Source organism: Streptomyces aculeolatus (genome assembly GCF_020400605.1).
Classification (GTDB): domain Bacteria; phylum Actinomycetota; class Actinomycetes; order Streptomycetales; family Streptomycetaceae; genus Streptomyces; species Streptomyces aculeolatus.
The window spans coordinates 387,651-414,042 of sequence record NZ_JAINRD010000001.1; the positions used below are offsets into that span (position 1 = coordinate 387,651).

The 26,392-nt window shown below is 70.7% G+C and carries 30 protein-coding genes and 1 tRNA gene; 14 read left to right on the top strand and 17 right to left on the bottom strand.

Annotated elements, in window-relative coordinates; translation table 11 throughout:
* Positions 1 to 5 precede the first annotated feature (5 nt).
* The 4 genes from LG396_RS39575 to LG396_RS01545 form a co-directional block, all read right to left on the bottom strand.
* Entirely contained in the window at positions 6 to 476 is a 471-nt protein-coding gene (locus LG396_RS39575) for a cytidine/deoxycytidylate deaminase family protein (protein ID WP_225793259.1), read from the bottom strand.
* Positions 473 to 1,156 (bottom strand): RibD family protein, encoded by a 684-nt coding sequence (locus LG396_RS39580; protein ID WP_225793260.1) that lies wholly within the window; start codon positions 1,154 to 1,156, stop codon positions 473 to 475. The genes LG396_RS39575 and LG396_RS39580 overlap by 4 nt, the downstream gene beginning before the upstream one ends.
* Positions 1,157 to 1,202: 46 nt before the next feature.
* Entirely contained in the window at positions 1,203 to 2,627 is a 1,425-nt protein-coding gene (locus LG396_RS01540) for a helix-turn-helix domain-containing protein (RefSeq protein WP_225793261.1), read from the bottom strand.
* A gap of 165 nt (positions 2,628 to 2,792) precedes the next feature.
* Positions 2,793 to 3,152: a GntR family transcriptional regulator gene (locus LG396_RS01545; protein WP_225793262.1), complete on the bottom strand. Its 360-nt coding sequence runs from the start codon at positions 3,150 to 3,152 to the stop codon at positions 2,793 to 2,795.
* A 288-nt stretch (positions 3,153 to 3,440) separates the two neighbouring features.
* On the opposite strand from LG396_RS01545, the gene LG396_RS01550 reads away from it, so the two are divergent.
* From LG396_RS01550 to LG396_RS01600, 11 genes are all read left to right on the top strand, one after another.
* Positions 3,441 to 3,794, top strand: coding sequence for a hypothetical protein (locus LG396_RS01550; protein ID WP_225793263.1), 354 nt, complete (start codon positions 3,441 to 3,443; stop codon positions 3,792 to 3,794).
* Between the two features lie 97 nt (positions 3,795 to 3,891).
* Positions 3,892 to 4,182 carry a hypothetical protein gene (locus LG396_RS01555; RefSeq protein ID WP_308190052.1) on the top strand — a complete coding sequence of 97 codons (291 nt, stop codon included), beginning with the start codon at positions 3,892 to 3,894 and terminating at the stop codon, positions 4,180 to 4,182.
* Entirely contained in the window at positions 4,179 to 5,195 is a 1,017-nt protein-coding gene (locus LG396_RS01560) for a DUF2637 domain-containing protein (RefSeq protein ID WP_225793264.1), read from the top strand. The genes LG396_RS01555 and LG396_RS01560 overlap by 4 nt, the downstream gene beginning before the upstream one ends.
* A 77-nt stretch (positions 5,196 to 5,272) precedes the next feature.
* Positions 5,273 to 7,474 (top strand): cell division protein FtsK, encoded by a 2,202-nt coding sequence (locus tag LG396_RS01565; protein ID WP_225793265.1) that lies wholly within the window; start codon positions 5,273 to 5,275, stop codon positions 7,472 to 7,474.
* Positions 7,475 to 7,680: 206 nt separating this feature from the next.
* A complete protein-coding gene (locus LG396_RS01570) occupies positions 7,681 to 7,920 on the top strand; it encodes a hypothetical protein (RefSeq protein ID WP_308190053.1) in 240 nt (79 codons plus the stop codon).
* Positions 7,917 to 8,111, top strand: a complete 195-nt coding sequence (locus tag LG396_RS01575; protein WP_037752185.1) for a hypothetical protein — start codon at positions 7,917 to 7,919, stop codon at positions 8,109 to 8,111. Before LG396_RS01570 ends, LG396_RS01575 begins: the two co-directional genes overlap by 4 nt.
* Before the next feature lie 17 nt (positions 8,112 to 8,128).
* Positions 8,129 to 8,344: a hypothetical protein gene (locus LG396_RS01580; protein ID WP_225793267.1), complete on the top strand. Its 216-nt coding sequence runs from the start codon at positions 8,129 to 8,131 to the stop codon at positions 8,342 to 8,344.
* 28 nt (positions 8,345 to 8,372) lie between these two features.
* Entirely contained in the window at positions 8,373 to 8,759 is a 387-nt protein-coding gene (locus LG396_RS01585) for a hypothetical protein (protein WP_225793268.1), read from the top strand.
* 88 nt (positions 8,760 to 8,847) lie between these two features.
* Complete coding sequence (locus tag LG396_RS01590) at positions 8,848 to 10,821, top strand: DUF3987 domain-containing protein (protein WP_308190054.1); 1,974 nt, start codon at positions 8,848 to 8,850, stop codon at positions 10,819 to 10,821.
* Positions 10,822 to 11,171: 350 nt separating this feature from the next.
* A complete protein-coding gene (locus LG396_RS01595) occupies positions 11,172 to 11,402 on the top strand; it encodes an excisionase family DNA-binding protein (protein ID WP_225793619.1) in 231 nt (76 codons plus the stop codon).
* A 13-nt stretch (positions 11,403 to 11,415) separates the two neighbouring features.
* A complete protein-coding gene (locus tag LG396_RS01600) occupies positions 11,416 to 12,696 on the top strand; it encodes a tyrosine-type recombinase/integrase (RefSeq protein WP_225793270.1) in 1,281 nt (426 codons plus the stop codon).
* Between the two features lie 73 nt (positions 12,697 to 12,769).
* Here the strand turns inward: LG396_RS01600 and LG396_RS01605 are convergent.
* The 4 genes from LG396_RS01605 to LG396_RS01620 form a co-directional block, all read right to left on the bottom strand.
* Positions 12,770 to 12,859, bottom strand: a tRNA-Ser gene (locus tag LG396_RS01605).
* A gap of 41 nt (positions 12,860 to 12,900) precedes the next feature.
* Positions 12,901 to 13,401 (bottom strand): nucleoside deaminase, encoded by a 501-nt coding sequence (locus LG396_RS01610; RefSeq protein ID WP_372483194.1) that lies wholly within the window; start codon positions 13,399 to 13,401, stop codon positions 12,901 to 12,903.
* 56 nt (positions 13,402 to 13,457) lie between these two features.
* Positions 13,458 to 14,006 (bottom strand): tRNA adenosine deaminase-associated protein, encoded by a 549-nt coding sequence (locus LG396_RS01615; protein ID WP_100300110.1) that lies wholly within the window; start codon positions 14,004 to 14,006, stop codon positions 13,458 to 13,460.
* A gap of 191 nt (positions 14,007 to 14,197) precedes the next feature.
* Positions 14,198 to 14,383, bottom strand: a complete 186-nt coding sequence (locus LG396_RS01620) for a hypothetical protein (RefSeq protein WP_027741471.1) — start codon at positions 14,381 to 14,383, stop codon at positions 14,198 to 14,200.
* 151 nt (positions 14,384 to 14,534) lie between these two features.
* On the opposite strand from LG396_RS01620, the gene upp reads away from it, so the two are divergent.
* Entirely contained in the window at positions 14,535 to 15,167 is a 633-nt protein-coding gene (gene upp / locus LG396_RS01625) for a uracil phosphoribosyltransferase (protein WP_026276269.1), read from the top strand.
* A 127-nt stretch (positions 15,168 to 15,294) separates the two neighbouring features.
* On the opposite strand, the gene LG396_RS01630 is transcribed toward upp, so the two are convergent.
* The 8 genes from LG396_RS01630 to LG396_RS01665 all read right to left on the bottom strand — a co-directional run bounded on the left by LG396_RS01630 (position 15,295) and on the right by LG396_RS01665 (position 23,565).
* Positions 15,295 to 15,972 (bottom strand): LytR C-terminal domain-containing protein, encoded by a 678-nt coding sequence (locus tag LG396_RS01630; RefSeq protein WP_225793621.1) that lies wholly within the window; start codon positions 15,970 to 15,972, stop codon positions 15,295 to 15,297.
* A gap of 94 nt (positions 15,973 to 16,066) precedes the next feature.
* Positions 16,067 to 16,363: a type II toxin-antitoxin system VapB family antitoxin gene (locus LG396_RS01635; protein WP_018836497.1), complete on the bottom strand. Its 297-nt coding sequence runs from the start codon at positions 16,361 to 16,363 to the stop codon at positions 16,067 to 16,069.
* Between the two features lie 238 nt (positions 16,364 to 16,601).
* Entirely contained in the window at positions 16,602 to 18,134 is a 1,533-nt protein-coding gene (locus tag LG396_RS01640; RefSeq protein ID WP_225793271.1) for a M28 family metallopeptidase, read from the bottom strand.
* A 162-nt stretch (positions 18,135 to 18,296) separates the two neighbouring features.
* Positions 18,297 to 18,902 carry an HhH-GPD-type base excision DNA repair protein gene (locus LG396_RS01645; protein ID WP_225793272.1) on the bottom strand — a complete coding sequence of 202 codons (606 nt, stop codon included), beginning with the start codon at positions 18,900 to 18,902 and terminating at the stop codon, positions 18,297 to 18,299.
* Between the two features lie 173 nt (positions 18,903 to 19,075).
* Entirely contained in the window at positions 19,076 to 19,882 is an 807-nt protein-coding gene (locus LG396_RS01650; protein ID WP_037753269.1) for an HdeD family acid-resistance protein, read from the bottom strand.
* Between the two features lie 74 nt (positions 19,883 to 19,956).
* The gene (locus LG396_RS01655; RefSeq protein WP_018836501.1) at positions 19,957 to 20,325 is read right to left on the bottom strand and encodes a DUF488 domain-containing protein; all 369 of its coding nucleotides are present in this window, start codon (positions 20,323 to 20,325) and stop codon (positions 19,957 to 19,959) included.
* Between the two features lie 52 nt (positions 20,326 to 20,377).
* Positions 20,378 to 21,733, bottom strand: a complete 1,356-nt coding sequence (locus LG396_RS01660) for an SPFH domain-containing protein (protein WP_100300105.1) — start codon at positions 21,731 to 21,733, stop codon at positions 20,378 to 20,380.
* Positions 21,730 to 23,565, bottom strand: coding sequence for an SPFH domain-containing protein (locus LG396_RS01665; RefSeq protein WP_225793273.1), 1,836 nt, complete (start codon positions 23,563 to 23,565; stop codon positions 21,730 to 21,732). Before LG396_RS01665 ends, LG396_RS01660 begins: the two co-directional genes overlap by 4 nt.
* A 232-nt stretch (positions 23,566 to 23,797) precedes the next feature.
* On the opposite strand from LG396_RS01665, the gene LG396_RS01670 reads away from it, so the two are divergent.
* Entirely contained in the window at positions 23,798 to 24,664 is an 867-nt protein-coding gene (locus LG396_RS01670; protein ID WP_145896320.1) for a GNAT family N-acetyltransferase, read from the top strand.
* On the opposite strand, the gene LG396_RS01675 is transcribed toward LG396_RS01670, so the two are convergent.
* Entirely contained in the window at positions 24,661 to 25,338 is a 678-nt protein-coding gene (locus LG396_RS01675) for a TetR/AcrR family transcriptional regulator (RefSeq protein WP_225793274.1), read from the bottom strand. The two genes, LG396_RS01670 and LG396_RS01675, sit on opposite strands and share 4 nt — an antisense overlap.
* A gap of 69 nt (positions 25,339 to 25,407) precedes the next feature.
* Between LG396_RS01675 and LG396_RS01680 the strand changes: the two genes are divergently transcribed.
* Positions 25,408 to 26,310, top strand: coding sequence for an aminoglycoside phosphotransferase family protein (locus LG396_RS01680; protein WP_225793622.1), 903 nt, complete (start codon positions 25,408 to 25,410; stop codon positions 26,308 to 26,310).
* Positions 26,311 to 26,392 lie beyond the last annotated feature (82 nt).

A 26,392-nucleotide genomic window follows, 5' to 3' on the forward strand; every position in this document is an offset into this window, starting at 1 on the left:
GTAGCTCAGCCTGCGACGCCTGGCAGGTGTGCGTTCACCTCGCGGACGCCGGGGGAGAGGTGAGGCAGCTCAACGACCGACACCCCGGCGGCTCGCAGGATCTCGACTCCATCGACGTCAGAAATGAACAAGTCCGGCTCTCGCCACGCGATGACGACCCGGGGAATCCCAGCAGCCAGAATCAGCTCGGTGCACGTCTGCGGTCGTGAGCTTCGCTTGGCGCAGGGTTCCAAGGTGCTGTAGATCATCGCCGCGCCAAGGCGCACGTCCTCCGGCGCGAGCTTGGCGAGAGCTGACTCCTCGGCGTGAACGTGCGGATCCGTTTCGCGGGAATAGCCGTTTGCGATCTCGTTGCCGGCCGCGTCCACGATGATCGCGCCGACCGAGAACGCCGTCTCGCTCGGCGGGCAGAGGCGGGAGAGTTCGATGGCTCGGCGCATCCAGGTTTCGTCGGCGGTGGACGGCTCCGCGTTCATGTGTGGCTCTCCTGCTTGGGGAGGTAGCGCATGAGCACGACGTCGCCGATTGATCGGGCCTCGGCGAGTGCCATGCGCCGAGTGGACGCCCAGGGGTAGTCGGCGGGGTGAAGGAAGCGTGGAGCGTCGGACTGGCCGACGACCAGCGGGGCTACGGCCAAGTGGATCTCGTCAACGAGGTTTTGCGAGAGGAACGCGGTGTGGATGTGGCCGCCGCCCTCCACCATGAGGCGCTGGATGCCGCGCTCGCCGAGGTCGTCCAGGAGGGCGCCGAAGTCCAGGTCTTCCCCAGTGGAGACGACATCGGCGAGACCCTTCAGGCGTGCACGTAGCTTGTCCTTGGCCGCGTCCGTTGTGTACGCGACCTTCTCCCCACCGTGGTGCCAGAACTTCAGCTCGCGCTCAAGGTCGCCGGTCTTCGTCACGGTGACTTTGAGCGGGTAGGCGGGCTTGCCGGCCGCTTCGCGGGTCGCGCGTCGCTCCTCGCTGTTCACCAGCAGCCGCGGGTTGTCGGCCCGCATCGTTCCGGCACCGATCAGGATGGCGTCGGAGTCGGCGCGGACCTGGTCGACGCGGTCGAAGTCGTCGGCGTTGCTCAGCAGCAGCCGTGACGGACTGGTGTCGTCGATGTAGCCGTCTATCGAGGTCGCGACGCTGAGTGTGACGTACGGGCGGGGCACGATATCTCCTCGGTGGCTGAGCTGACTGAGGCGGACGATACGAGGCTCAGGCTTGCTTGAGTACGGCGTCTCTCATGGCGTCTTTGAACTCGTTCACGGTGAGGACGCTATGCCACTTGCCGAGGTCTTCGTCCAGGCGGGCCAGCTCTCGCGTGATGCGCCCGGAACCGGTCTCCACGCCGATACGGAGAGCTTGCATGCCTGTGCGGCCGGCTTCTTCTGCTTCACCTGCTCCTGCGAGGGCTACAGCCTGGCGGGCCAGGTAGACGCCTCGGTCGCGGTGGAACTCGGCCGGAAGGTTGGTGATGGCGTGACCGAAGCTCTCGGCGGCTGCCTGGTGGTCGCCGAGGGCGTTGAGGCTCTGTGCGCGGTGCACCTCGATGTAAGCGGCGTCGAGCCAGACCCCCCACGGAGACGCCGGGTCGGGATCCATAGCCTCTCGCAGCTCGTGAGCGTGGTCGTAGGCACGCTTGCAGGCGTCTGCGTCGCCGCTGAGTGCGTGCCCATGGGCGCCGAACGTCGCGGCCACCGCGGCGAGGCGGCTGCCAGGCTCCGCGCGAGCCTCGGCGGCCTCTGCGACGTCCAGGGCCTCGATGGGGTCGCGCATGTCGCCGGCGAGTTGGCTGCGGCGGGCGAGGATGTAGGTGGTGAGTTCAGCGTCCCCCGTCAGATGGGAAAGCTCCAGCGCTTCGCGTGTCCAGTGCTGGGATGCGCGGAAGTTGCCCGCGTCCTGGTGGAGCCAACCGGCCAGCTCGGCGTACTGCGTCTGTAGTTGGAGGAGCTGTCGGCGGTCTTCGCCTCGAAGCTCCCGCCGTAACGACCGCATGGCTGCCATCTGACGCTCAACGACCGGGATGCTCTGGTATGGCCCGAACATGTTGTCGTTGTCGATCAGTACGCGACGAGTGGCCTGCAGGTGCTCGATCGGATTCATCGCGGGCAACGTCCCAGGTGTCGGCGAGGTGGCGACAGCCGGAGCATCCGAGAGCGCGGCGATTGCCGCCGCCGTCCCGAGCGTGCCGAGCAGCGCACGACGCGATATCGACACGAAGATGATCCTTCCGTCATCGGTGCGGGCAGGGATGGAAATCCCCTCCGACGACGTTGCCTCACTCTCTGGGCTGTCCTCCAGAAGGACAGAGCCGTTGGACACATCGGGGCCGTGATTGGACACATGGACACGTGGCTGGTCACGTGTCTCAGGGCTTGTCGAGGCTGCGGCCTGGATGCGCCGGTACTTGCGGACCAGCGCTCCCTCGGCGCGTAACTCGTGGTCGTAGGCCGTCACCAGGTCAGCGGACGCGGCCTGGTCCCCGCGCTCGACTCGGGCCATGTAGCTGGGGGTGTAGTTGATTCGCGCGCTCAGCTTGCCCAGTGAGCGGCCCCGGTGGGTGCGCCACTCCCGCATCTCTGCGCCCAACTCGTGGTGAGGCCCCGCTTCTGGCGTGAGCGCTTTGGGCTTCTGTCCCACGCGATCTCCACCCTTGTGTCCTTTGTGGCGGCTCCATCGAGGCCACATGGACAGTCTTCTGACGGCCCGTCGCCGGCCGTACAACAGATGCACAAGCCGAACACAGCCTATCGACGCTGAGTCGGCACCGCAGCGAAGAGGACGGAAGGAGAGGGGGTGAGGATGCTACGAGTCGGAGCGGTCCGGAAGCCTCTCTTCGATGAGCTCCAGGCGCTCGGCCAACGCGGCAAGCTGGGCCTGAAGTTCTGCGAACTCAGCCGCGGTGACGGGCGCGGCCGACGCCCCACGCGGGGAGTCGGGGTCACGGACGAAGCTCCCGCGACTGGTGGTGAAGATCCAGCCTTCGTTCCGCAGGCGAGTGAGCGATTTCTGGACCGTCGCCGACACGAAGCCGTACTGCTCGATGAGCTGCCGGACAGAAGGCAGCTTCTGTCCGGGTTCAAGTGCACCGTTCTTGATCTCTTCGCGCAGGGCATCGGCTAGCTGCTCAAAGGCGGGCCGGGGGTCGTCATCAGCTCTGCTCACGCCTCTGAGGGTACCCACGCCTGACACGTATTAGCACGCTCGCAGCTTCAACGGGCTTGCGCGACAGTACGTACTGCTACATAGTGCTACGTGAACCCGCCCGGGGGGGCCCGTGAAACGGACCCGAAGGAAGCGGCTGTTCTTTGAGAACTCCACAGAGTGTCAAGCCGAGTGATTTTGGTCCGCGATGCCGCCTGAGCTGCGGCGTCGCGGGTCATGGCCACTCGTCTGAGACGAGAGGTTCGCGGCCGGGGGATCCCTGGCCCCGACTCGGAAGGGAGAACGATCATGTTGCTCGCCATTGGCGACGTCGTCCGTGACCGCCGGGACGATGCCGTGGGCACGGTCGCCGGCATCGCCTCGGGGACGGTGCTGTTGAGGCTCAACGACGCGGTCCGACCGGTGCCCTCGGCGAACGTCGAGATGGTGGCGTGTGCGGTCCAGCCGCGGACTCCGTCCACGGACGTCGCCAACCTCTGCTTCGTCGCGCTCGGGCTGATCACCGGCGTCGTCATGGGTACCGCCGTCGCTCAGCTCGGTGGGGGCGCGGTCCTTGTCTTCTCGGTCACCTTCACCTTCGCCGTGGCCGTGTCCTCCGGCCTGAAGGGCGCTTTTCTGCGTCCTCGGCGCATTCGCGTCTGACTTGCAGGCGTCCAGCAGCGGACGGCGGCACTCCCGACCAAGCAGCGCCCGCCGTCGCTGTCTTCCCTATCCCAACCAGGAAGCAGGAGTTCGGATCATGACGATGAAGTCCTTCATCGCCGGCCATGAGGTCGTCACCGTGGACGATGCTTTGGAGCTGGCGCTTGGTACGCCGTTGGAGCTGTGGCTGGGCGTGGACGGTGAGAGTGCCGAGGAGCGCGCGGCCCGCCTGGACGCGGCACGCGACATCCTTGCCGAAGAGCCTGAGCTGTACGACCGGGTCACCACTCTCGTGGCCGAGGGGCTGGCCCACGCGCTCACATCGCTGGTCTCGCCTTCCCCGACCGTCGTCTTCGTCGGTCCGCTGCCGGGTGGTGAGGCGGCTTGAGCTCGGCTGCCGGACCGAGCGCGAAGCAGATCCGTTCCGCCGAACGGACGCTCTCGGCCGGTACATGGAGCGTCATCTTCGGCGCGATCCTGTACTCCGTTCTGACCGTCACTCCCCTCGTCCGCAGCGTGACCCCGGATGGGTGGGAACTGACTGCGCCGGTACTGCCGTTGGTGGTCGACGCGGCGGTCGTGATCGTCGTACGTCTCGACTCGACCGTCGCTCGTCTCGGCGGCTCGGCTGGACCTTGGCCGACAGCGCTGCGCTGGTTGACCGGCGTCATGACCCTAGCCCTCAACATCGGGTATTCGGCGCTCCATGGTGACTTGGTCGGCGTCGCTGTTCACGCAGTCGCACCCACTCTGCTGATCGTCACCGCCGAGGCGGGACTGGCCTACCGGCGCGCGATCACTGCCGCGCTTGAACGCATCGAGCGTGAGCACCGTGAACAGGCCGAGCGTGTGCAGGCCAAGCGCGATGAACGGATGCGTCTGGCTCGCAAGGAGCGTGAACAGGAGCGCGAAGCTGCTGAGCGCCGCGAACGGGAAGCACGCGAGCACGCCGCCCAACTGGAAAAGCAGCGCGCCGAGCGAGAAGCGGCCGAGCGTCGTGAGCAGCGTGAGCACGAAGAGCGTCTGCGCCGCTTCGACCTGGAGCGCGAGGAGCGCGAACGTCGTGAACAGCGAGAGTTCGAGCTGGCCCGCGAGGCACGTGAACGGGCCGACCGCGAGCACCGTGAACAGCAGCAGCGCTCCGTTCATGAACGCGCGCAGAACGCCGCTCCTGACCGCCAGCCGCAGCCCAGCACAGCGGGCAATCAGCCGTCGCCGATGGTCGTCGCTGCGCCCGCAAAGCTGAGCGAGGAGGAGGCACTGGAGGTCATCCGTACCGCCGATCCGAGTAACACCGTGCGACAGCTCGCCGAGCGAACCGGCTGGTCAGTCGGCTGGGTCAGCGTGCGCCTGCGCGAACTTCAAAGCGTGGCCGGAGAGCCGGCCACAGCATCTCAGTAGCCCGCGGGGTCCGGTCTCAACCGACCAAAGCAGCGGCCGGACCCCGCTCGTTCCTCCCAGTGGAAGGACAGTTGGAAGTGAATCACGAGGACAACGAGCGAGAGCTGTTCAAGCGGCTTGAAGCCGAAGTGTTCGCCGACTCACCCGCCGAAGAGAGTGGCGATGTAGTCGACTTCGACAAGGCCCGGACGACCCGATCCGACACGAACGGATCGGCGGACGGGCCTGGTGTCGAGTCGGATGACGATGACGCCGATCGGCCGCGGCCGGTCGACGGCCCGCAGCCGAAGGACCCGGGGCTGATGGGCCAGGCGCGTGAGGCCGGGCGGCGGGAGTTGGTGCCGTCCTGGCTGAAGACCCGTGCCGAACTGGGTACGGCGGTGCGGTGGCTGGCCGCGTACGTGGGGCACATCGTGGCCTTTCACGCTCTGCGTTCGCCGGTCTACGCCGGCCGCCTGCTGCGGCACACCCCGCGTGGTATCGGACGCAGTCTGCGCGGCTGGCGCCGGTGGGCCTCCGACGCTGAGGGCGCGGGGCTGCGGTCCGCAGAGGCGTTTCGGGAGCACACCGGCGAGTACCTGAAGCTGTCCCGGCAACGGGATCGGCGCGTGCGCTGGCGCGGCGCGGTGACGGTGGTCATGCTGCCGATCCTCACCACGGTTGCGTTGCTCTTGGCCTTCGCCGCCCCGTGGTGGATCCAGACGCTCGCCATCGCTACGGCGGTCGGGGTGTTCGGTGTGGTCGGGGCGCCGGCCGATGCGCCGATCTCGCAGCATGCGGTGGTCAAGACCGAGGCGCCGAAGCTCACCGCTTCGATGGTGACTATCGCGCTGGGGGCGCTGGGCAACGCGGAGCTGAACGCGGCCATCAAGAAGGGCGCGGGGCTGCGCTTCACCTCGGAGATCCACCGCGACGGACCGGGCTGGCGGGCGGACATCGAACTGCCCCCGGGGGTGACGCCGGATGACGTCATCGACAAGCGCAAGGAACTGGCCTCCGGGCTGCGTCGGAAACTGGGGTGCGTGTGGCCGATGCCCAACCCGGACGACCACGAGGGCACCGTGATTCTGTGGGTGGGGGACCGGCCGATGCACGAGGCGAAGGCGCCGGTCTGGCCGCTGGCGAAGTCGGGCACGGTGGATCTGTTCAAGCCGGTGCCGTTCGCGAACAACCAGCAGATGCGCTGGGTGAACGTCAGTTTGATGTTTGTCGCGTGCGTCATCGGCTCCATCCCGCGCATGGGCAAGACGTTTCTGATGCGCCTGCTGCTGCTAATCGCCGCCCTGGATCCGCGCGCTGAGCTGCACGCCTACGACTTCAAGGGCACTGGCGACTTCCGCCCGCTCAAGCCGGTATGCCACCGCTACCGCTCCGGCGAGGAAGACGAGGACATCAAGTACTGCCTCGATGACCTGCGGGAGCTGAAGACCGAGCTGCGGCGCCGGGCGAAGGTCATCAACTCGCTCCCGCTGTCGCGCTGCCCCGAGTCCAAAGTCACCTCCGAGCTGGCCTCGGACAAGCGGCTGCGGCTGCACCCGGTGATGGTGGTCATGGACGAGTGCCAGAAGGCGTTCGAGCACGACAAGTACGGCAAGGAGATCCAGGAGATCGTCACGGACTTCGTCAAGCGCGGTCCGGCGCTGGGCTTCATCACCGTGCTGGCCACACAGCGTGTGGACAAGCACTCCATCCCCACGCCCATCAGCGCGAACGCGGTGCTGCGGTTCTGCCTGAAGGTCACCGGCCAGATGGAGAATGACATGATCCTTGGCACGTCGATGTACAAGGCGGGCTACCGGGCCACGATCTTCTCGTTCAAACGGGACAAGGGCATGGCCTGGATGTCCGGCGAGGAAGACGAACCGACCATCATTCGGGGCACCAAGGTTGATGCGCCGATGGCGGACACGATCGTGGCCCGCGCTCGGAAGCTGCGCGAGGACTACGGCAACGTCACCGGCATCGCCGCCGATGAGGACCTGACCGCCGACGCTGCGGCCGGCTACGACCTGCTTGCCGACATCCGCACCGTCACCACCGCGGAGGAAGAGCGGATCTGGAACGAGCGGATCGCCGCCCGCCTGGCCGAACTGCGCCCGGAGGTCTACGGCGGGTGGAAGACCGAGAACGTCACCACCGCGCTCAAGCCGTACGGGGTGAAGACCACCGGTGTCGCCGGCACGACGGACGCCGGGGAGCGCACCACCCGCCGCGGCATCGTCCGTGCCCACATCCTCAAAGCGATTGCGGAGCGTGACGACAAGCGGGACGCGGCCTGACGGTCGGATGGTGCTACCGGTAGCACTGCAGCCTGCTACCGGTAGCACCCTCGCTAGCACCAAGAAGCCGATCCCACCAGCGACGTAGCGCACAGCACCTACCTGCGACAACCCCACGCAACCCCGCGAAACCAGCCTCGGAGGCTCCCATGTTCACTGCTACCACCATCCCACTCATAGTCACTCTCTGTTACATCGGCCTGTGTGTGGCCAGCCCGTACGGCAACTGCCGCAAGTGCCGCGGCTTCGGCTTCAAGACCAAGATCACCCGCCGCGGCCGGGTCAAGCGCGGCCGTGACTGCCGCCGCTGCCACGGCCACGGCCGCCGCATCCGCATAGGCCGCTGGATCTACAACCGCGCCGCCCGTATCTACCGCGATGCCCACACCCCCGCCCCCGGCACCCGCCCGGGGACCAGGAGCACGGAAGGGACACCCCGCCGATGAACCTGACTATCTCCGTCGTGCTGCTCGCCGGCATCGCCCTGGCCGTAGTGCTGCGCCTGAAGTCCGCCACTCTCACCGGCGCCGTCATCGCCGTCCTGTTCGGCTTCTACCTCGCCGACACCGACGCCGCCCCCACCGTCAACGAACTCGTCACTGCCATCGCCGACGCCGTCCGCGGCATCGGCAACTGACCGGAACGGAGAACGGTTTGAACGCCATCTCTCCCCGTCCGCAGCACATCTCTCTCATGGCCGTCGGCGAGCTGCGCGACGCCTTCACCGCTCTCGACCACGGTGACCGAGGCACCGCCGTCGCCAGCCTCATGGCTATCGATGCCGAGTCATGGCAGGCCATTGAGCGGCGGCTGACTCTCCTCGGCGGAAGCGTCGCCGACCTTCTCAGCGCCCTCGAAATCGAGCCGTGAGCCCATCCGAGCAAGCCAGGGAGAAGAAGTGACATCCGATCCCAACACTGCGGCGTGCCCGCCGCCCGAGGTCGCCTACGCGAACGCGCCGCGCATCGTCCCTGAGATTTCGTGGGTGGCCGGCGCGGCAGCCGACAAGGAATTCGGTGTCCCGATGGGGCGCGAATTCTGGCTCCGAAAGGCTGCCCTGCTTGACCGCATCGCTCTTGCCGAGGTCCAGGTGTACGCGCCCGAAGTCGCCGCCGCAGCAGTCGAGACGGCGGAAGACGCGGCCGGACGACTCGCCGACTTCGATCACACCCACTACACCACGCACGGCCCCATCAAGCCGCTGTTGAACCCGCCCGGCCGGTCTTACCGGCCCTACGTCCGCCAGGAGTATCTGGCCTGGCTCACGGCTCACACCGACTCCTAGCTACGCCCGGAGGCGGCGGCACTCCCGACCAAGGTCGCCCGCCGCCTCCGGTCTCCCTATCCCAACCAGGAAACAGGAGGGCACCAGGATGCCATCTGGGTCCGCAGACGCGCCGTACAGCAATGTGCGCGCTCTGTTCGATCAATCCGAGAACAGCGGTCCGCCGAACGACGTGGAAGCCGAGATGGCCGTTCTCGGCGCCATGATGCTCCGCGCCGAGGCCATCGCTGAGGTGACCGAGACCCTGAACCCGGAGGACTACTACCGGCCCGCCCACGAGACGATTCACCGCGTCATCCTGGCCTTGCACGAAGAGGGCCAACCGGTCGACCCGATCACCCTCACGCACCACCTGGACCGCATCGGCGACCTGCGCCGCGTCGGTGGCGCCAGCCACGTTCACTCCCTCGTCCAGGCCGTGCCCACGGCCGCGAATGCCGGGTACTACGCCGAGATCGTTCACGAACTGGCCGAGCGCCGCCGCCTTATCGAAGCCGGAACGCGTCTCGTACAGGCCGCCTCGACTCCGGACGCCTCTGCGGCCGAAGTACGGGAAGCGCTCGCCCTCAGCGACGAGAAGCCTCCGGACACCTGGCAGGAACCCGTCCCCCTCAACACCCGTCCGACGCTCCCGCCCTTCCCGCTGCACACCTTCCCCGGCTGGCTGCGCGAGTTCGCTGCCGGCATCGCCGAGGAGACGCAGACACCCGTCGATATGGCGGGCTCCCTGGCCCTGTCCGTTCTGGCGACGGCTGCCGGTGGTCGCTGCGTCGTGCAGGTGCGCGGCCGGTGGCGTGAGCCGACCAATCTGTACGTGGTCGTCGCTCTCCCGCCCGCCAACCGCAAGAGCGCCGTCTTCGCAGCGATGACCGGCCCGCTCTACGAAGCGGAAAGGTCGCTCGCGGACGAAATGGCCGGGCGCATTCTGGAGGCCAACCTGACCCGCAGGATGGCACAGGAAGCGGCCGACAAGGCCGCCGCTCGCGCCGCGTCGGCCGAGGGTCCCGAGCATGACTCGCTCGTCGCCGAGGCGATCGGTCTGGCACAGCAAGCCGAAGGGCTCACCGTGCCCGCGCGGCCCCGGCTGCTGGCCGACGACTCCACCCCGGAGACCGTCACCTCCCTCATGGCCGAGCAGGGTGGGCGCCTGGCCGTCATGTCCGCCGAGGGCGGCATCTTCGACATCATCGCCGGGCGCTACTCCGGCACCCCCAACATGGAGGTGTTCCTGAAAGGGCACGCCGGGGACCGGTTGCGCGTCGACCGCCGCTCCCGTGAGGAGTCCATCGAAGCCCCCGCTCTCACGATGGGTCTGGCAGTGCAGCCGACCGTCCTGGAGGACATCGGCAAGCACCGCGGATTCGACGGGCGCGGCCTCCTGGCCCGGTTCCTCTACTCCATGCCGGAATCTCTCGTCGGCTACCGGAACAGCGACCCCGACCCCGTGGCGGACGTCGTCGCCACTCGATACGAGCGCAATATCGTCGCGCTCACGCTCTCCCTCGCGGACTGGACGGATCCGGCCGTACTCCAGCTCACCCCGGCCGCCGACAACACGCTGAAGAGCTACCAGGAAGAGCTGGAGATCCAACTCCGTCCCAAGGGCGGCAAGCTGGGTCACCTCCAGAAGTGGGCGGGCAAGCTGGTGGGCACCGTCGCGCGCATCGCCGGGCTGCTGCACCTGGCCGCCCACCTGCATGACGGCTACGGCAAGGCCATCGATGACAGCACCATGCTGGGTGCCATCGAACTCGGCGAGTACTTCGCCGGCCACGCGCTGAACGTCTTTGACCTCATGGGCGCTGACGCGGCCCAGTCGCGGGCCAAGACGCTCCTGGAGGTGCTGGCAGCGAACGGCTGGGAGACGGTCAGCCGTCGCGACCTCTTCGCCAAGCTCTCCCGCGCCGAGTTCCCCACGGTGGCCGACATGGAGCCGGCCGTCTCCCTCCTGGAGGAACACGGCTACCTGCGTATCCACACACCACCCCGGAACGGCAAGCGCGGCCGTCCGCCGGCGCCGCGTTACCTCATCCACCCGCAGGTACGGGAGGGGCTGGCATGACCACACGCACAGCCCTGCGCGGCACCGTCCGGCCGCACAAACCGCAGAAACAACAAAAACCCCGCGCTTCCAATGCTGACCAGCAGCGCAGCACCCTCGGCCCCGTGCGGAGCCAGCCGCCGCAGAAAGCGACGGAACCGCCGCACAAATACCCGCGCATCGCTGCTCGCAGCCTGGACGGCCAAGCCGACCCGTATTTCTGCGGCGCATTCGATGCTTTCTACGGAAGCCGCCCTGTCGCCGACGAAACCCCAGGTCAGGAGCCAAGTCCGCTGGTTTCTGCGGATTCTGCGGTTTCTGCGGCGAACGTCCGTACCCCAAGCGCTGAAGGGATCACCGTGCAGCACGCCCTGAACCCTCGTGATCACGGCGACATCGACCCGACCATTGCCCTGCTCCCGGTTGAGGAGGCTGCCCGCCGACTCGGTATCGGCAGGACCGTCTGTTACCGGCTCATCAGCGCTGGAGAGCTGGAGTCGGTCACGGTCGGCCGCCTCCGGCGTGTCCCCGCAGACGCGATTCCCGAGTACGTCGCCCGCCTGCGGGCGCTTGGCCGTCCCTTCGTCCAGTCCGCAGCCTGAGAGAGGAGAAACCGTGGGAGACGACAAGAAGCGCGTCCGGCAGCCCAACGGCCGGTCCTCGATCTACCTCGGTCGCGACGGCCGTTGGCACGGCCGCGTCACGGTTGGTGTACGCGACGACGGCAAGCCGGACCGGCGCCACGTCGGCCGGAAGACGAAAGCGGAAGTCGTCGAGGCCGTGAGGGAGCTGGAGCGCATGCGTGACGCCGACGCCGTGCGCAAGCCGGGCAAGCCGTGGACGGTGAAGGCGTGGCTGACGCACTGGATCGAGAACATTGCTCCGCTCGGGGTCAACGAGAACACGATGGTGGGGTACGGCGTGGCCGTGCGGAAGCACCTGATCCCCGGCTTGGGGGCTCACCGTCTCGACAAGCTCAAGCCGGAGCACATCGAGGTCTTCTACGCGAAGATGCAGGCCCACGGAAGCAGGCCCGCGACCGCCCACCAGGTGCACCGCACCTTCCGCACCGCTCTCAACGAGGCGGTGCGCCGTGGCCACCTGGCGAGGAACCCGGTGCAGTTGGCCAAGGCGCCGAGGGTGCGCGAAGAAGAGGTGGAGCCATACAGCGTCGAAGAGGTGCGGCGGTTGCTCCGCGCGGCCGACAGGCGCCGCAACTCGGCACGGTGGGCCGTGGCCCTTGCCCTCGGGCTCCGGCAGGGTGAAGCGCTCGGGTTGAAGTGGACCGATGTGGACTTGGACCGAGGGGTTCTCATGGTCCGGCGTAGTCGGCGGCGGCCCCGCTACACGCACGGATGCGGGAGCCGCCCGTGTGGGCGCAAGGCCGGGTACTGCCCGCAGCGCCAGCGGACCAATCCCGAGACGGCCGACACGAAGTCTCGCGCCGGTCGGCGTGCGGTCGGGCTCCCTCCACAGCTTGTGGACTTGCTACGCAAGCACAAGATCCGTCAAGACACCGAGCGGGAGGCGGCAGAGGACGCCTGGCATGACGAGGGATGGCTGTTCGCGACGCCGACCGGTCTGGGATCGCCTCCGCGCACCGACTACGACGAGTGGAAGGAGTTGCTGCGCGACGCGAAGGTACGCGACGGCCGGCTACACGATGCCCGACACACGGCGGCGACAGTGCTGCTGATCCTCGGAGTCTCCGAGCGCGCCGTCATGGGGCTCATGGGATGGTCGACCACCGCCATGGCCGCGCGGTATCAGCACATGGTCGATTCTGTCCGCAGCAACGTGGCGCGACAGGTTGACGGGCTCATCTGGAAGCCGGACGGAGACGGGCCGGACGACGATGACGACGGGCTTGCGGGAGCCCTCGTACCGGCCAACTGAGACCAAAACTGAGACCAGATACACGAAGGCCGGGCCTGTCGCGGGCCCGGCCTTTCGTGTTTCTGCACTTCAGTGGCGGTAGCGGTGGGATTTGAACCCACGGTGGAGTTGCCCCCACACTCGCTTTCGAGGCGAGCTCCTTCGGCCGCTCGGACACGCTACCGCCACGCAGCTTAGCCCACCTGCCGCCGTGAGCAGAAATCGTTACGGGCGCGGTTCGTCCGTCGCCGGGGTGTCGCGGAAGAACGCGGTCAGCAGGGCGGTGGCGGGCCCGGCCAGGACGTGGGGGACGACCTCGGGGCGGTGGTTCAGGCGGCGGTCGCGGAGTACGTCCCAGAGGGAGCCCGCCGCGCCCGTCTTCGGGTCGCGGGCGGCGTAGACGACGCGGTCGACGCGGGCGAGGACCGCGGCGCCCGCGCACATCGTGCACGGCTCCAGGGTGACTACCAGCGTGCAGCCCGTCAGCCGCCAGCCGCCCAGCTCCGCCGCCGCGGCGCGCAGCGCCAGGACCTCCGCGTGCGCCGTGGGGTCGCCCGTCGCCTCGCGTTCGTTCCTGGCCCTGGCGAGGATCCGGCCCGTGGGGGGCGCGGAGATCAGCGTCTCGTACGGGTCGCCGGACGCGTCGGCCGGGCCCACGACCACCGCGCCCACCGGGACGTCCCCCGTCAGAAGGGCGCGCTCCGCCTCCGCGAGGGCCGCGCGCATCGGCGGTGCCCACAGCTCCTCGTACGGGCCGGTCTCCGCTCCGCCGCCGGGCTCCGTCAGCGGACCGTCTCCAGCACGTCCGCCGCGCCGAGCAGGTCGGCGATCTCGTTGACCGCGTCGCCGTGCAGCGCCAGCAGCTGCTTCTCCGAGACCCCGAGGTCCGCCAGCAGCTCCGAGTCGCCCACCGGGCCCGCCGGCGTGCCGGGAGGGGCGTCCGGGTCGGCGTCGGAGTCCGCGTCGGCGCCGGTGTCGGCGTCCGGCTCGCCGTCCTCCGTGCCGTCCAGGTCCGTCAGGCTGTCGAGCGCGCTGTCGTCCTCCGGCTCCCGGCCGAGCAGCTCGGGGGTGAGCAGGATCTCCCCGTACGCGCTGCGCCCCGCGGCGGCGGCGTTCGAGACGAAGACGCGCGGGTCGTCCTCACCGTCTATACGGATGACGCTGTACCAGATGTCCTCCTGTTCGAGCAGCACCAGTACGGTCTCGTCTGCGTCGGCCGTCGCCTCGCGGGCGAGGTCGGCCAGGTCGTCCAGCGTCTCCACGTCGTCGAGCTCTGTATCGCTCGCTTCCCACCCGTCTTCGGTGCGCGCGAGCAGTGCGGCGAAGTACACCGTGACTCTCCCACTGGTCCTAGGTGTGCCGGGCCGGGTGGTCGAGCTTGCCTGCTCTCTCCCCCCGACCTGGGGCGGGGGACCCGCCCTCACCGGAATCGTGACAGAAACCTGCGCTGTCTGCGGGGTCTTCCGCTGTGCGTCGTGAATTGGGCTGCCGCGAGGCCCGCCTTCCGCCGCCGATCGGCCGTCTACCAGCGGAACGTCCGCATGCGGTGGACGTGCCGCCGCCGCGCCGCCCGGGCGCGCCGCGGCTGGACGCGCGCCCGCAGTTGCTCGGCTTCGTGCAGGTCGCGCAGGAAGGCGGCGCGGCGCCGGCTGCGGGCGTCGGACGTCTCGGTCAGCGGATCACCGCTGCGCAGATCACGATCCGGCATCCCACACCTCCAGCGTCCGGACGGGCCGGGGGACATATCCACCTTGCACCCGGTTGGCGGTTGTGTGCGAACCGCGGCCCGTTCCTCCACGCGTACCCCCCGGCCCCCACGCGTATCCGTGTCCGGCCGGGACTCGGATAGATTCGGGAGCATGCGGATTCACGTGGTCGACCACCCCCTGGTGGCACACAAGCTCACCACGCTGCGCGACGAGCGCACGGACTCTCCCACCTTCCGTCGGCTGGCCGACGAGCTGGTGACGCTCCTCGCGTACGAGGCGACGCGCGACGTCCGCACCGAACAGGTCGACGTCCGCACGCCCGTCGCCGAGACCACCGGCGTGCGGCTGGCGCGGCCCCGGCCGCTCATCGTGCCGATCCTGCGCGCCGGCCTCGGCATGCTCGACGGCATGATGCGGGTGCTGCCGACGGCGGAGGCCGGCTTCCTCGGGCTGATACGCGACGAGGAGACCCTGCAGCCCAGCACGTACGCGAACAGGCTGCCCGAGGACCTGTCCGGGCGGCAGGTCTACGTCCTGGACCCGATGCTGGCCACCGGCGGCACGCTCGTCGCGTCGATCCGCGAGCTGATCCGGCGGGGCGCGGACGACGTCACGGCGATCTGCCTGCTGGCGGCGCCGGAGGGCACGGACGCGGTGGAGCACGAGTTGGCGGGCGCGCCGGTGACGGTGGTCACGGCGGCGATGGACGAACGGCTGAACGAGGCGGGGTACATCGTGCCGGGCCTCGGCGACGCCGGGGACCGGATGTACGGGACCGCCTAGCGGCAGGCGGGCGGGCCCCTGTGCCGTCGCCCGGTTGGCGGCATGGTCCCCGGGGTTTCCTGGGCCGGGCGGTGCGGTCGCCGGCTTCGCTACGGGACCGGGTGCCGCCCCTCCTGCGTCCCCGTCCTCAGTCGCACGCCCCCGGCTTCGCCTTCGCCGGTGCGACCAGCGCCTTCAGCGCCGCCTTCGCCTCCGCCGGCTTCGCCAGCCCGCGGAACTCGTCGCCGATGATCAGGTCGACCACCGCGCCCTTGCGCTCCACGGCCTTCGGCTCCGCCTCGGCCAGCTGGGTGCCCAGCACCTTCAGCTCGCCGTCCACCGTCCCCGGGGCGCCGAGCAGCACGCCGGGGCCGCGTACCTTCTTGTCGTACTGAGCGGGCGCGTTGTCGACCTTGCCGATCTTGAACCCGCGCTTCTTCAGCTCGTCGGCGGTCTTCTGCGCGAGGCCGGTCCTGGCGGTGGCGTTGAGCACGTTCACCTCGACCCGTGCGGGCGCGGGCAGGCTCGACGGCTTCTTCTCCGGTCCGGTCCCCGGACTGCTCTCCGGCTTCTTGCCCTCGCCGGACTTCGCGCCCGTGTCGCCCGTGCCGCAGTCCTGGGGCGTACGGGCCTGCACGGACTGCTCGTCCTCACCGCCGCCCGTGAACGCGTCGACGAGCTGCAGCGTGCCCCAGCCGACGACCGCGACCGCGAGCACGGCACCGAGCAGGGCCATGACCTTCCGGCGCCGGCGGTTTCGCCGCATACGCGGATACTTGGTGCCCTTGATGCGGTACGGCCCGCCCATCTCGGGGGGCGTCAGCATGCTCATGGCGGCAGCGTAGTAGCCGGAAGGGGCCGTGCCTACTAAATGATCTATGCGGGGGGCCCGGGTCCCCTCGAAAGGGGCAACGGACTGGTCAGTCCAGCTCAAGCACGCGCGCGTGCAGCACCTGGCGCTGCTGCAGCGCCGCCCGCACCGCGCGGTGCAGTCCGTCCTCCAGATAGAGGTCGCCCCGCCACTTCACGACGTGGGCGAAGAGGTCGCCGTAGAAGGTCGAGTCCTCGGCGAGCAGTGTCTCCAGGTCCAGTTGCTGCTTCGTCGTCACCAACTGGTCGAGGCGTACCGGGCGTGGCGCGACGTCAGCCCACTGGCGGGTGGACTCCCGGCCGTGGTGGGGGTACGGCCTCCCGTTTCCGATGCGCTTGAAGATCACACGGAAAGCCTACCGGGGATGCGCCTCCGGGCGCAGCAGTGATGCACAGGAGCACCAAGTCAGCGGCAAGTACGAGGCAAGGCGCAGACAAGGGGAGAGCGGCAGGAGCGAAGCGGGAGGAGGCAGAAGCGGGCGAAAGCAGAGGAAGGGGCGGGGCCGGAGCGGCGGGAGGCACGAAGGGAGCCCGGGCCGTCCTCGGCCCGGGCTCCCCCGGCGGCTGTGCTACGCCGTCACGCGCTCACCGCTCCGCGTGGTCGTCGTGCGCACCCCCGCCGCTGCCCTCGTCGCCCTCGGTGGGCACGAACGACACCGGCTCGCGCAGCGAGCTGACGTCGTGCGCGTACGTCCCGACCGCGTTGGCGATGACGTCGATGTTCGCGTCGAACGCCGGCATGCTGATGTTGTCCAGGTCGTCGCACGCCGCGTGGTAGCACGGGTCGTACGCGACGCCCGCGGTGCCGCCGAACTTCACGGCCTGCGCCTCGGTCTTCGTCCCCTCCGCGCCCGTGAACGTACCGCCGGACGGGATGCCGACCTCGATGAACGGGCCGTAGTCGGAGCGGCCGGTGAAGTCGGTGCCCTCGTGCGGCATGCCCTTCTTGTCCATGAAGTCGGTGATCTGCCGCTCCAGCTGCGCCGAGCCCTCCGGGCCCGGGCCCTCGCCGACGCCGTCGGAGTCGTCGCCGTCGTAGACGAAGAGGCCGTAGTTCGGCGACGCGACCATGTCGAAGTTGAGGTACAGCTCGATGTCCCGCAGCTCGCGCGGGGTCAGCCGGCCGACGTAGTCCGTGGAGCCGACGAGGCTCAGCTCCTCCGCCGACCAGAACGCGAAGCGCACCTGGTTGCGCGGCTTCTTCTCCGCCTTCGCCAGCTCCTTCGCGACCTCCAGCAGCGCCGCCGAGCCGGAGGCGTTGTCGTTGATGCCGGAGCCCTCGGGGACGGAGTCGAGGTGCGCGCCGAGCATGACGGTGCGGTCCTCGGCGCCGCGCTTGGTCTCGGCGATGACGTTCCGCGTCGTTCGCGGCTCGACGATCATCTGGATGTCGACGCTGACGGTGACCTCGCCCTGCGCCAGCAGCGCGGCCAGCGCCTCGCCCTCGGCCTTGGTGATGCCGCCGGTGGGCACCTTGACGGCGTCGGCGTCACCGAGGGTGCCGTTGAGGGCGCCCGCGGTGTTGTTGTAGATCACGGCGGCGACGGCGCCCGCGTCCGCGGCGTTGCCCTGCTTGACGGCGAAGTCGCAGCCGCCGCGCTGGACGAGCGCGACCTTGCCGGTGTAGTCGCCGCCCGCGAAGTCGCCGGGCTCGCAGCCCGAGGTGCCGTCCGCGTCGACGGGCGCGGCGGCCAGCGGTGCTTCGAGACCGCCCTCGGGGGTCGCCTTCGAGAAGGTCATCGCGTATATCTCGATGTCCCGCGCCTCGGGCGAGACGACGGCGAACTCGTCCTTCAGCGTCTCGGAGTAGGTGAAGTCGAAGGTGTCGTACTCGACGTCGTAGCCGGCCTTCTTGAGCTGGTCGTAGACGTACGCGGCGGACGCCTCGTAGCCCGGCGAACCGGCCGCGCGGTGGCCGCCGTTGCGGTCGGCGAGCCGCTGGAACGCCTTGAGGTGCTTGTACGCGTCCGAGGCGCTCGACGTGCGCACCAGCTCACGGGCCAGCTTCGCGCCGTCCTTCGCCGGAGCCGCGGCGCCGGCGGGCGCCGAGCTGGCCAGGAGCAGGGGGACGGCGAGGGCGGCCGCGCCCAGCGCAGCCGTGAATCTTCGAGGGAACACAGGAGTCCTTCCGACGTCTTAGGTGGGCGAACCTGTCCGGCGTGTGGGGTCTCCTGTCCGCAAGGCGGACGGGGTGCGAGCAACCTAGCGACTCGAACGGCGTTGCGGAATGGGCCGGTGGCCAACCCGTCCCGGTTCCGGGCGCCTTCTTCGCCCTCGGATCTAGGACTTCGGGTTCGCCTGTGTCGTCTTGGCCGCCTTCGCCGCCGCCTTCGCCTCCTGCTTGAACGCCCGCACCTCCGCCAGCGTGTCCGGCCCGGTGATGTCCGCGACCGACCGCCGGCTGCCCTCGTCGCCGTACGCGCCCGCCGCCTCGCGCCAGCCGGCGGGCGTGACGCCGTACTGCTTGCCCAGCAGCGCGACGAAGATCTGCGCCTTCTGCTTGCCGTACCCGGGCAGCGCCTGGAGCCGCCGCAGCAGTTCCCTGCCGTCGTCCACGCCGCGCCAGAGCGCCTCGGCGTCGCCGTCGTACTCGTGCACGAGGTACGCGCAGAGCTGCTGGATGCGCTTGGCCATCGAGCCCGGGTAGCGGTGGACGGCCGGCTTCTCGGAGAGCAGCGCGGCGAACGCCTCGGGGTCCTGCGCGGCGATGGCGTGGGCGTCGAGGTCGTCGCCGCCCATGCGGTGGGCGATCGTGTACGGGCCGGAGAACGCCCACTCCATGGGCACCTGCTGGTCGAGGAGCATGCCGACCAGGGCGGCCAGCGGGCTGCGGCCGAGCAGCGCGTCGGCCTCCGGCTGCTGTGCGAGACGGACGGTGACGTTCATACGAGCATCATGGCAGCACGTCGCCGCGGGCCCGCCGGGCAACACGCAGCGGGGCAGTACGCATCGGGCAGTACGCAGCGCGGCGGCACGCGGCCGGGCAGCACACGGGCCGCCGGGCACACGCGGGCCCCCGGCACGCGCCGTTGCGCGCCGGGGGCGGACGGGGGGCCTGCTCAGGCGCCGGCCGGGAGGTGCTTCGCGCGATGGCGGATCCGGATCGCGGTGGCGATCTCGATGACGCCGACCGCCAGCAGCCAGGCGCCGGCGAGGTAGGTGAGGATCGCGATCGACGTCAGCGGCGAGACGATCAGCACGATGCCGGCGAGCGCCGAGATCACGCCGAGGCCGATCTGCCAGCCGCGCGCCGGCATCGCCTCGTCGGAGCTCGCGGCGACCGCCTGGGTGATGCCGCGGAAGAGCCAGCCGATGCCGATCCACAGGGCGAGCAGCAGGATGGACTGCAGGGCGCTGCGGAAGCACAGCAGGCCCAGCAGGATGCACAGGGCGCCGCTGATGAACGCCATCACGCGCAGCGCAGTGGAGGCGTGCGTACCGAACGCGGCGACGAGCTGCATCACGCCGATGACCAGGAGGTACAGGCCGAAGAGGATGCCGACGACGCGGAGCGTCTCGCCGGGCCAGGCCAGCGCGAGGACGCCGAGGACGAGGGCGGCGACGCCCGCGAGCAGCACCGCCTGCCAGGCGCCTCTGGCGAGGAGGCCGAGGGGGCCTTCGGGGACGGTGTCGCGGTCGCGGTGGGCGGTGCGCTCCGGGCCGCCGCCGCCCTCGGGGGGCGGGCCGCGGTGCTCGTCGCCTTCGACGACGGTGAACCGGCGCTCCCGGGGGGTGGCGGGGGACGCGGCTCGGGGTTCGTCCACGCGGCGGGTGCGGTCGCCGACGGGGTGTACGCCGTCGTCGGCGGGGCGTATGCCCTCGTCCGCGGAGTGGCCGGGGCGGTGCGGTGCCGGGTCGGTGCTCATGCTCCAGGCTGTGAGCGGGTCCGGCCGGACTGCCACCGGCGTTGGGCCGTACGGGTGATGCGTACGGCCGCTGCTCAGCCCTGCTCCAGCTCCTCGGCGAGCACCGTCAGATGGCTGCGCCGCACTTCTTTCGTGCTGGTCAGGAGGGTCAGCGGCCCTTTGGCGTACAGCTCGCGCAGCCGCGCCAGCGCCGCCGCGTGCTCGTCCTCGGACAGCTCCGCGCGGTAGCGCTCGGCGAAGTCCGGGAAGCGGTCGAAGTCCGCGTGCAGATAGTGGCGCAGGTCGTCCGAGGGCGCGATGGCCTTCAGCCACTCGTCGACGTGCGCCTTCTCCTTGGCCATGCCCCGCGGCCAGAGCCGGTCGACGAGGACGCGCGTGCCGTCGTCGGGTTCGGGGTCGTCGTAGACACGCCGTATCCGGGGAGGTGCGTGTTTTGTCGTCATACGTCCACGGTAGCCGTGCGGCGAGCCCCCCGCGCCCGCCGCACGGCACCGCTCACTCCTCGTCGGCCCCGTGTCCTTCCGCCGCCACCGCCCGGAGCAGCCCGCCCGCCGGCGGCACGTGACCGCCCGCCGGGGAGCCGGCCGCCAGCCGGGGGAGCAGCTGTGCCGCGAGGAGGGTCGTGAGGGCGGATCCGTCGCCGCCGCCTCCGCCGCCGTCCGTGCGGATGACCGTCGGCTGCGGCGCGCTGCCCGCGAGCGTCGCGCCCACCTCCAGCCGCCGCCTGGCCAGCTCGTACTGGAGCACCGCGCGGTTGTCGCGGTACGCCTGCGCCAGCCGGCGCTGCGCCTTCGCCTCGTTCTCGGCGGCGATCAGGCCGCTGCGCCCGCGGGTCTCGATCTCGAAGCGGACCTTCTGCGCCTCGGTCTCCTGCTGCTCCAGCAGCCGGGCGACCTCCTCGCGGGCCCGGTTGAGCGCGGCCTTGACCTCGACGAAGCGCGCGTCGCGCGCCTTCTTCGCCCGCTCGATGTCCATCTGCAGGTTGTCGATGCGGCGCTTGCGGGTCAGGCCCCACTCCTGCTCGTACGCGGTCCGCTCCTTCGCGACCCGCTCGCGGGTCGCGAGGTGCTGCTGGTACTGCGTGGGCAGCTGCACGTCGGGGATGTTGGAGCCGGTGATGCGCACGCCGTAGCGGGCCAGTTGGTGGTTGAGCAGGTCCTGCATGTCCGCGACGTCCGAGCCGCGCAGGTCGTACGCGCGCTCCGTGCGCACCCGGCGGGCCCGCTGGCGGATCGCGTCCTGCACGGCACTGGAGAGCACCAGGTCGAAGTTGCCGGCGCCGATGGTGCGGACGAAGAGCACCGCGTCGGTGATCCGGAACTTCAGGAAGAACTCGATCGAGCGCAGCGGCACGTTCTCCTGCGTCGGGCACGCCATGACCGGCGCCGAGTACGGGATCTCGGTGGCCGTGTCGACGACGAAGTCGACGCGCGACCAGGGGTGCCAGACGAAGTGCCGGCCCGGGCCGAGCGTGCGGGCGATGGCGCCGTAGCGGGTGAGGACGCCGTTCGTCCCCTGCTCGATCTTCACGATCGACGAGCGCCACCACCACAGCACGCCGCCGATGAGCAGGACGACGCCGGTGGCGTACGAGGCCGCCGCCAGCGCGTCGTACGCGCCGGAGCTCCAGCCGTCCTCGCTGCCGCTCTGCAGCCCGGCCATCACGCCGGTCGCCAGCGCCAGCAGCGACAGCCACAGCGGCACCATCCACCACAGCCGGCGGCGGTGGCGGGGGATGATGACGGGGATCAGGGTGCCGGCCTCGCCGCCGCGCAGCAGTTGGGGGATGTCGCCCCAGGCCGCGACGAGTTCGGAGATGACCGACCTGCGCTTCATGGCCGCCGTGCTCATGCTCCCGCCTCCTCGTTGCCGTAGCCCTCGGGCGCGGGCCCGAAGCCCGTGCTCTCGTGTCCGTAACCTTTGTTCGCGGCGCCGAACCAGGCACCGCCGTCGGCACCTGCGCCCGCGGCCTGCGGCTCCACGGGCTGCGCCCCCGCTGCCTGCGCCGCCAGGGGCTGCGGCTCGGCCGCCTGCGGGGCCTCCGTCTGCGGGGCCCCGTCCGTGCTGCCCGCCGGGGCCGGCACCGGCGCCGGCCGCTCGGCCTCGCGCAGCGCCCGGATCTCCGGCTCGCGCTCGGCGATCCGCGCCGCGACCTCGGTCAGCCGCTCCCGTACGGCCGCCATCTCGGCCTCCGAGAACAGGTCCGCGCCGTGCTCGCCGATCAGCTCCCGGGCCAGGGCCAGGAAGTCGACGCCGGCCGCGCCGCCGTCCTTGCCGTCCACCGGCCCGCCGATGCGCAGCAGTTGCGGCAGGTGGTCGGCGACCTGCTCCAGGGTGTCGAGGACCTGCTGCTGGTAGCGGTACTCCAGGATCTCCGGCGCCTCGGCCGTCGTCACCGCGCGGATGTCGAGCGCCTGCGCCTCCAGCAGCGCGGCGTTCGCCCGCGCCTCCGACTCGGCCTGGACGTACCGCTGCCTGGCCAGCGCCTCGGCGCGGTTGGTCTCGCGCTCGACGGCGGTGTCCATCTGGGCCTGGTACTGGGCGATGTCCGCCTGGATCGCGGACAGCTCCTCCTCGCGGGTGGCCAGCTCCTTGCTCAGGTCGCCCTCGTCCTGCTCCTTGCGGAGCTGGAGCGAGTACTCGTGGGTGTACGCCTCCTTGGCCATCCGCACCATCTCGGGCGCCGCGAGGTCCATGCGGTACGGCTGGTCGGAGGGCTCGGCGCTGGTGATGTTGGCGTTGGTCAGCTCGACCGCGGGCCGGAACTGGTGGTTGAGCGCGTCGAGCAGCCGGGTGGTGTCCTCGCCGACCATGTCGTAGATGCCGGCGGCCTCCTGCTCGTAGATGAGGCTGCGGATCGTCTCGCTGACGGCGTTGTTGAGCTTCTCCTCGAAGCCGCGCACGGCGCCGAGGGTGTAGACGAACTCGACCGGGTCGCTGATCCGGAACTGGATGAACAGGTCGATGGACGCCTTCACCCCGCCCTTCGTCGGCGCCTCGCGCACGGGCGCGTTGAAGGGGTACTCGCGGGTGGTGTTGAGGATGTACGAGACCCGCTTCCACGGGTTCAGCAGGATGACCCGGCCGGGGCCGGTGACCTGCTCCAGCTTGCCGAACTTGGTGATCAGTGCATGACACCCGTCGGGCACCATCACCATGCCCTGCCGCCACCACACGAACCCGACGGCGAAGATCGCCAGCACCCAGTAGTGGGCGCCGAACATCGGGTTCGTCAGCACGTCGTCGCCGGCGGCGGCCACCGCGATGGTGCCGATGGCGCCGATGACGAGCAGCAGCGAGACCGGCAGCATGCTGAGGAACGAGCGCCCGCGCGGCAGCACCATCGGGCAGATGGCGTGCACCTGCTCCAGCCCCTCGCGCTTCAGCTCGCTGCGGTTCAGCACCTCCCCGGCCTCGTCCAGCGGCACGGACTGCTGCGTCATGACGGTGTCGAGGCTGCCGCCCTGGTCGCGGGCGGCGGGGAAGTCGGCCGGGTCCATCCCGTCCTCGCGGGGCGCGTCGGTACGCCGGCCCCGGCCGCCTTCCCTGCCCTCGCGGCCCTGCTCCCCGTCGGGCAGCACGCCCCGGCGGCGCAGCTCGTCCTGGGCGAGCTGCCTCGGGTCGTTCCCCTGCATCACGGCCTGCGCCGCGCTTCTTACGGTCTGCGCGCGCGAACGTGCCATATCGTCCCCCTCCTCAAGTCGCGTGATCACTCTCCGCAATCACAACTGTTTCGTACAGCCGTACGCAAGCACAGTCGCGGATCGTGACAACACGGGTACATGGTCATTGCACGATTCCGGCAGTGAAACAGCGTCGGAGCCCGGACGCCCCGCCGCCCCCCTTGCCGGGTGTCCCACCCGCCCCCGCGAATATCAGGTGCGCGCGGGCGGCCCGCCGGTGTCTGATCGGGGGATGGTGATCACGATGAGTACGCCCGAGGTGGCCGGACTCGACGGCGCCGGCCGGATGCTGGCCGCATGGCAGGACGACGCGGGGCCGGTGCAGCTCCACCCCGGCGACCTCGGCTGGTTCCGCCGGTTCGGGGCCGAGCGGACGGCCGCGGCCGTGCGGACCTGGAGCCGGGACGGGGAGGTGCTGGCCGTCGGGCTGCTCGACGGGCCGGACCTGCTGCGGCTGGGCATAGCCCCCGGGGCGCTGCACGACGCGGAGCTGGCGCGGCGGATGGCCGAGGACGTGGCGGTGCCGGAGCGGGGTGTGCTGCCGGCGGGCGAGGTGTACGTCGCCGCCCCGGCCGGCGCCCTCGGGCCGGAGCTGCTGGCGCGGGACGGCTGGGCGGTCGACGAGCCCTGGACGCCGCTGCGCCGCGACCTCCGCGAGCCCGTACCCGATCCCGGCGTGCACGTCGAGGTGGTCGGGCCCGCGCAGGCGGCCGAGCGGGCGGCGGTCCAGCGCGCGGCGTTCGGCAAGTCCACGTTCACCGAGGACCGCTGGCACCTGGTCGCGGCGGCGCCGCCGTACGCCGACGCCCGCTGCCTGCTCGCCCGCAACGACCGGGGCGAGGCCGTGGCCGCCGTGACGGTGTGGTCGGCGGGCGAGGGCAGGCCGGGGCTGATCGAGCCGATGGGCGTCCACGCGGAGCACCGCGGCCACGGCTACGGCCGGGCGATCACGGTCGCCGCGGCCCGCGCGCTGCGGGAGCTGGGCTCCTCCAGCGTCGTCGTGGACACGCTCGCGTCCAACACCGCCGCCGTCGCCACCTACCGGTCCGCCGGCCTCCGGCAGCTGCCGGACATGCTGGACCTGCGCCGCAGCGCCTAGGGCGACTTCTCCGCCGCCGCCGCCGCCTCGGCCGCCTCAGCCGTCTCCGACGCTCCCGGCGTCCCCGCCGCCCCGGCGGGGTCCACCGCGCCGCCCGTCAGCCAGGCCGTCACCTCGCGCAGCTCCGCCGCGTGCGCCCGCGGGTCGAACCCGTCGTCCGTCGCCGCCAGGTACACCGCGTCGATGAGGGTGACGAGCCAGCGGGCCGCGCGCGGGGGCGGGAACGCGGGGCGGTGGCCCCGGGCCGCCAGCCGGTCGAGGAGGGTGGTCAGGGCCGCCAGGGTCCGGGACTCGTCGTCGCCGAGCAGCCCGGCGAACTTCTCGTCGCGGCTCGCCTGGAGCAGCGCCGCGGCGATCAGGCCCGGGGCCTGGGGGTCGTCGAAGTCCGCGGTGAGCCGGTCGAAGAGGAGGGCGAAGCCCTCCCGGGGGTCGTCGGCGGCCAGGGCGCGGTCGCGGATCTCCGCCGTCCGGGCCAGGTCGTCGGCGAAGAGGGCGTGGAAGATCGCCTTCTTGGTGGGGAAGTAGTGGAAGAGCGTCCCCGAGCCGATGCCCGCCCGCCGGCAGATGCGCGCCGTCGACGTGCCGTCCATCCCGTTCGCCGCGAACTCCTCGGCCGCCGCGGCCAGGATGCGGGCCCGCTTGCGGGCGTGCTGCTCGGGGTCGACGGTGCGCATGACCGCCGAATATACGGTGTGAGCGGCGGGGCCGACCGGCGTAGGGTCGCGCCCATGTCTGCTGCCCGGATGCACGCCGACGAGGCGGAGATGGACGCCGGCCTCGTACGACGCCTGATCGCCGACCAGTTCCCGCAGTGGGCCGCGCTGCCCGTCGAGCGGGTCCCCTCCGGCGGCACCGTCAACGCCGTCTTCCGGCTGGGCGGCGAGCTGGCGGTGCGGATGCCGCTGACCGGTGGCGGCGCCAAGGACGTGGACCTGGAGCACACCCACCTGCCGAGGCTCGCCGCCCTCCTGCCGCTGCCCGTGCCCGAGCCCGTCGCCAAGGGCGAGCCGGGCGGCGGCTACCCGTATCCCTGGAGCGTCTGCCGCTGGCTCCCCGGTACGATCCTGCCGCCCGACGCCGGCGTCGCCGCCCCCGGGCCGCTCGCGGGCCAGCTCGCCGGCTTCGTCAACGCCATGCGCGCCGCCGACCCGGCCGGGGCCCCGGCCTCGTACCGCAGCGAGACCCTCGCCGACCGCGACGCGGGCACCCGCGACGCCCTCGCCCGGCTCGTCCCCGAGGACGGCGTGGACGTGCCCGCCGTGACCGCCGCGTGGGAGGCCGCCCTGCGCGCGCCCGCGTACGCCGGGGCGCCGGTGTGGCTGCACGCCGACCTGTCCCCCGGGAACATCCTGCTCACCGACGACGGCCGCCTCGGCGGCGTCATCGACTTCGGCTGCATGGGCCTCGGCGAACCCGCCGTCGACCTGATCGCCGCCTGGAACCTCTTCACCGGCCCGGCGCGCGAGGCGTTCCGCGCCGCCCTGGCGGGCGCGGACGGCCGCGGCGTCGACGAGGCGGCGTGGGCGCGCGGGCGCGGGTGGGCGCTGTCGATCTCGCTGATCCAGCTGCCGTACTACCGGCACACCAACCCGGCCATGGTCGCCAGTTCGAAGTTCGTCATCGACGAGGTGCTGGCGGACGGTTAGGGTGGTGCGCATGACCCGGCGACATTGATTCACACGGACATTCCGGCGGACCGGCCGTCCCGCGGGGCGGCTTGCGGCCTGC